This window comes from Mesorhizobium sp. (genome assembly GCF_004962925.1).
Classification (GTDB): Bacteria; Pseudomonadota; Alphaproteobacteria; order Rhizobiales; family Rhizobiaceae; genus Mesorhizobium.
Window position 1 is genome coordinate 17,092 of record NZ_SUEO01000093.1, and the last position, 5,276, is coordinate 22,367.

The 5,276-nt window shown below is 65.5% G+C and carries 3 protein-coding genes; 2 read left to right on the forward strand and 1 reads right to left on the reverse strand.

What is annotated here, in order from left to right; genetic code table 11:
- On the forward strand, positions 1–1,150 hold a 1,150-nt coding region (locus E5W87_RS18905; protein WP_292400640.1), incomplete at its 5' end, for an FAD-binding oxidoreductase.
- Positions 1,147–4,617, forward strand: a complete 3,471-nt coding sequence (locus E5W87_RS18910) for an indolepyruvate ferredoxin oxidoreductase family protein (RefSeq protein WP_292400642.1) — start codon at positions 1,147–1,149, stop codon at positions 4,615–4,617. The genes E5W87_RS18905 and E5W87_RS18910, both read left to right, overlap by 4 nt.
- Here E5W87_RS18910 and E5W87_RS18915 read toward each other — a convergent pair.
- On the reverse strand, positions 4,618–5,276 hold a 659-nt coding region (locus E5W87_RS18915; RefSeq protein WP_292400645.1), incomplete at its 5' end, for an acetate--CoA ligase family protein.

Consider the following 5,276-nt stretch of genomic DNA (forward strand, 5'->3'; position numbering starts at 1 on the left):
GGTGCTGTCATTGGAGCGCATGACGGCGATCGCGGCTCCCGACCGTGAGGCGGCGACGATCATCGCCGAGGCCGGCGCGCCGCTGCAGATGGTGCAGGACGCGGCCGACGCGGCCGGCTTGCTGTTCGGCGTCGACATCGGCGCGCGCGGCACGGCCACGGTCGGCGGCAATGTCGCCACCAATGCCGGCGGCATCCGCGTGCTGCGCTACGGCATGTATCGAGCGCAGGTGCTCGGCCTGGAAGCGGTGCTTGCGGACGGCAGCATCCTGACCTCGCTCAAGGGCTTGCCCAAGGACAATTCCGGTTACGACCTCAACCAGCTCTTCATCGGCAGCGAAGGCACGCTGGGCGTCGTCACGCGCGCCTGCCTGCGGCTGCACCCGAAGCCGGCCACCGAGGTCAACGCCTTCTGCGCACTTGCCTCGCTTGAGGCGGCAATCGCGCTGCTCGGGCTGCTCAGGCAGAAGCTCGGGCCTCTGCTCTCGGCCTATGAGGTGAATTTCGCACCGCTCTACGGCGCCATGGTCGCCGGCATGGATGCGCCGGCACCGCTGCCCGTCGGCTCGCCCGTCTACGTGCTCGCCGAAATACAGGGCAGCGAGCCCGACCGCGACGGCGAACGCTTTGCCGCTGTGCTGATGCAGGCGGTTGAAGACGGCGTGATCGACGACGTGGTCGTCTCGCAGTCGCCGCGCGAATTCCGCGCGCTCTGGGCCGTGCGAGAGGACGCCAACCGCTTCCTGTTTTCGATAAAAGGTCTGATCGGCGTCGACATCAGCATCCCGCTGGCGAGGATGGGCACCTTCCTGCAAGCGGCGGAAGCCGCGATCCGGGCAATCGACCCCAGCGCGGACATCTATGTCTTCGGCCATCTCGGCGATGGCAATCTGCACTATCAGGTCGGCACCGTGGATCCGGCTGCCGCATACGACATCGTTTATAGGGGCGCGGCCGCGGCCGGCGGCGGCGTCTCGGCCGAACACGGCATCGGCCTCGACAAGAAGGAATGGCTGCATCTGGTGCGCAGCGATGCCGAGATCGCCGCCATGCGGCGCTTGAAAGTGGCCTTCGACCCAAACAATATCCTCAATGCCGGTCGCGTCTTCGACCTCGCGGCGGATATCTTGCGTGAAGGAGTGCCCCGATGACGGCTGCCGCTCTCCCGAAAGCCAGACAGGCGAATGCGGTTCCGGCCAGCCTCGACGATCGCTATGCGCTCGAACGCGGTCGCATCCTGGTCTCGGGCACGCAAGCGCTGGTGCGGCTGCCGCTGGTCCAGCGCCAGCGCGACCTTGCCGCCGGCCTCAACACGGCCGGCTATGTCTCGGGCTATCGCGGCTCGCCGCTGGCCGGCTTCGATCGCGAGATGCAGCGCGCCGGCAAATATCTCAGGGCAAACCACGTCGTCTTCCATCCCGGCCTGAACGAGGACATGGCGGCGACCGCGGTCTGGGGCACGCAGCAGACCGGCATGTTCGCTGGTTCGCGCTACGATGGCGTGTTTTCCATGTGGTACGGCAAGGGTCCCGGTGTCGACCGGACCATGGACGTCATCCGCCATGCCAACGCCGTCGGCACCAACCAGCATGGCGGCGTGCTGCTTCTGGTCGGCGACGATCACGGCGCCGTCTCGTCAACGCTGCCGCACCAGAGCGAGCACAATCTGATCTCGGCCATGGTGCCGCTGCTGTCGCCGGGCGGCGTCGGCGAATATATCGACTATGGCCTGCTCGGCTGGGCGATGAGCCGTTATTCCGGCGCCTGGATCGGCTTCAAGTGCCAGACCGAGATCGTCGAGTGCACGGGGACCGTCGATGTCGACCCGGCGCGGCTCGGCATCGTCATGCCGGAGCTGGCGCTGCCTGTCGACGGTCTATCGTTGCGCTGGCCCGATGGCCCGCATGCGATGGAGCGCCGCATAGAGCACAAGATGGCGGCGGTGCACGCCTTTGCCCGCGCCAACGGCATCGATCGCATCGTGCATGGCGGCAAGAGGGCACGGCTCGGCATCGTCTCGACCGGCAAGTCATGGCTCGACCTGCTTGGCGCGCTGTCGGCGCTCGACATCGACGAGCGGCGTGCGGCCGAACTCGGCATCCGCCTGTATAAGGTCGGCATGGTCTGGCCGCTCGAGCCGGAGGGGCTCAAGACCTTCTCGCAAGGGCTGGAGGAAATCCTCGTTGTCGAGGAGAAACGACCGGTGCTCGAGGACCAGATCAAGGCGCTGCTGTTCAATATGGCCGATCGTCCGCGCGTCTTTGGCAAGACGGACGAGCGCGGCGCGCCGCTGCTGCCTTCGATTGGCGAGATCAGCACTGTTTCGGTCGCCCGCGCCATCGCCTCGCGGCTCGGCCCGCCGGACGCGGAGCTTGGCATGCACGTGAAGAAGATCGAGGCGACCGCTGCGTCCACGCCCGGCGAGGTGATCGCGCTGAAGCGCGAACCCTATTTCTGTTCCGGCTGCCCCCACTCGATCTCCACCGTCGTGCCCGACGGCAGCCGCGCCTCGACCGGCATCGGCTGCCACATGATGGTCATCGGCATGGAGCGTGAGACCGCCACCTTCACCCAGATGGGCGGCGAAGGCGGCTCGTGGATCGGCCTGTCACCCTTCACCGACGAGAAGCACATTTTCGTCAATATGGGCGACGGCACCTATTTCCATTCCGGACTGCTGGCGATCCGAGCTGCCATCGCCGCCAAGGTCAGCGCCACCTACAAGATCCTCTACAATGACGCGGTCGCCATGACCGGCGGCCAGCGCCATGACGGCGAGGTTTCCGTGCCGTCGATCGTTGAACAGACGCTGGCGGAAGGGGCAAAGCGTGTCGTGGTCGTGTCCGAAAAGCCCGAGGCTTGGGCGGGCGTCCTGCCGCGGTCCGTGACCATCCACCATCGCGACGAGCTCGACGCCGTGCAGCGCGAGCTCAGGGAGATCGAGGGCGTGACGGTGCTGGTCTTCGATCAGGTCTGCGCCGCCGAAAAGCGCCGCCGCCGCAAGCGCGGCGCCTATCCGGTCTCGCCAAAACGCGCCTTCATCAACGAGCTGGTCTGCGAAGGCTGCGGCGATTGCTCGGCCGTTTCCAACTGCATTTCGATCGAGCCTGAGGAGACCGAGTTCGGCCGCAAGCGCAGGATCAACCAGTCGAGCTGCAACACCGACCTGTCCTGCATCAAGGGCTTTTGCCCTAGCTTCGTGACGGTGGAAGGCGGGACGATCCGCAAGCCGAAGGCGCGTGCGATAACGGCTGGTTCCGATCAATTGCCAATGCCGGCGCTGGCGGCGCTCGACCGGCCCTACAACATGCTGCTGGCCGGCATTGGCGGCACCGGCGTCATCACGGTCAGCGCCATCCTGTCCCAGGCGGCGCATCTCGACGGGCTAGGCCTGCTGACACTCGACCAGACTGGGCTGGCGCAGAAGAATGGCGCGGTGATCTCGCATATCAGGCTGGCGCGCGACCCTGATATGCTCAACACGATCAGGATCGGCCCTGGCGAAGCCGACCTAGTGCTTGGCTTCGACATCGTCGTGTCGGCGTCAGCGACATCGATGTCTACCTTCGCGCGCGGCCGCACAACAGCCGTTCTCGACGATCATTTCGCGCCGACCGCTTCCTTCGTGCAGAACACCGCGATCGACTTCCGCCAGGAAGCGACACTGAAGCAGTTGCGCCGGGCGACGGGCGAAGAGGCGATCACGCTAATCCCGGCAACCAGGCTCGGCCTCGCGCTGATGGGCGACGCCATCGCCGCCAACATGTTCCTGCTCGGCAATGCCTGGCAGCGCGGCCTGGTGCCGATCAGCCTCGCATCGATCGACAGGGCGATCGAGATGAACGGCGCCGGCGTCGCCATGAACCGCGCGGCCTTCGGCTGGGGCCGCCGCGCGGCGGTCGACCTTGCGGCGGTGCTGAATGCGGCGCAGACGGGCAGCGCCAAGGCGCCGAAGTCAGAGACGCTCGACGACATGGTTGCCCGTCGGATGGCCTTTCTGACCGATTATCAGAATGCTGCCTACGCAAACCGCTACCGCAAGCTGGTGGACATCGCCCGCGCTGCCGAAGCCGGGCTCTCAGCCGGCTCCGAGAATTTTGCCAAGGCCGTGGCGGTCGGGGCCTTCAAGCTGATGGCCTACAAGGACGAATATGAAGTCGCGCGGCTGCATCGTGATCCGTCCTTCAGGAGAAAGCTGGCCGAACAATTCGAGGGCGATTTCAAGATCAGGCATCATCTCGCGCCGCCGATGATCTCGCGCATCGATCCACGCACCGGCCATCCCGGCAAGATCGCCTTCGGTGCCTGGATCAACCCGGTCTTCGCCATGCTGGCACGGCTGAAAGGCCTGCGCGGAACGCGTTTGGACCCGTTCGGACGCACGCAGGAGCGGCGGATGGAACGGCGCCTGATGGAGGAATATGAAAGCCTGATAACAGATCTCTCGGCACGGCTGACACAGGGCAATCATGCCGTGGCGACCGAGCTTGCCCGGCTACCGGAAGAGGTGCGCGGCTTCGGCCACATCAAGATAGCGGCGGTCGAACGCTTCGAGGCAAGGAAGAAAGCGCTGCTTGGAAAACTGGGCAGGGAAAACCGGTTGGAAACGGCGGCGTGACTATTCCGCTCTCGGAATGACCAGTGCATCGAGAACGCAGACGCCCTTCTCGAACACGACGACCGGATTGAGGTCGACGGCCTCGATCAGATGGCCATAGCGGCCGGCAAAATTTGACAGCGCCATAATCGTTTCGACCAGTGCTTCCCTGTCGGCTTGCGGCGCGCCGCGATAGCCCTTCAGTAGAGCGCCTAATCGTGTCCGGTCGATCAGCACCTCGGCCGACACGCGGTCGACCGGCAAGAGGTCGAAAGCGGCGTCGTTGATCAGTTCGACCAGAACGCCGCCGACGCCGACGACAATTCCCAGGCCGAACGGCTCATGCCGGATGAGGCCGACCAGCACTTCGACGCCGCGCCCAGCCATTTCCTGCACCATCACGCCGCGCAGTTCCGCATCCGGCGCATGGTCACGGGCGCTTCCCATGATCGCCGTGAAGGCTTCCACCGCTTCAGCCGCATTGGCTATACCGAGCCGCACGCCGCCGGCCTCGGTCTTATGGGCAATGTCGGGGGACTCGATCTTCAGCACGACCGGGAAACCGATCGCCTCAGCAGCTTCGCTGGCCTCTTGCGCCGTGGCGACCGCCAGAAACCTGACAGAGCGGGAAGCCAAGCAATTGCTGGCCGAGAATGGGCTGCGGGTGACGCGCGAACGGC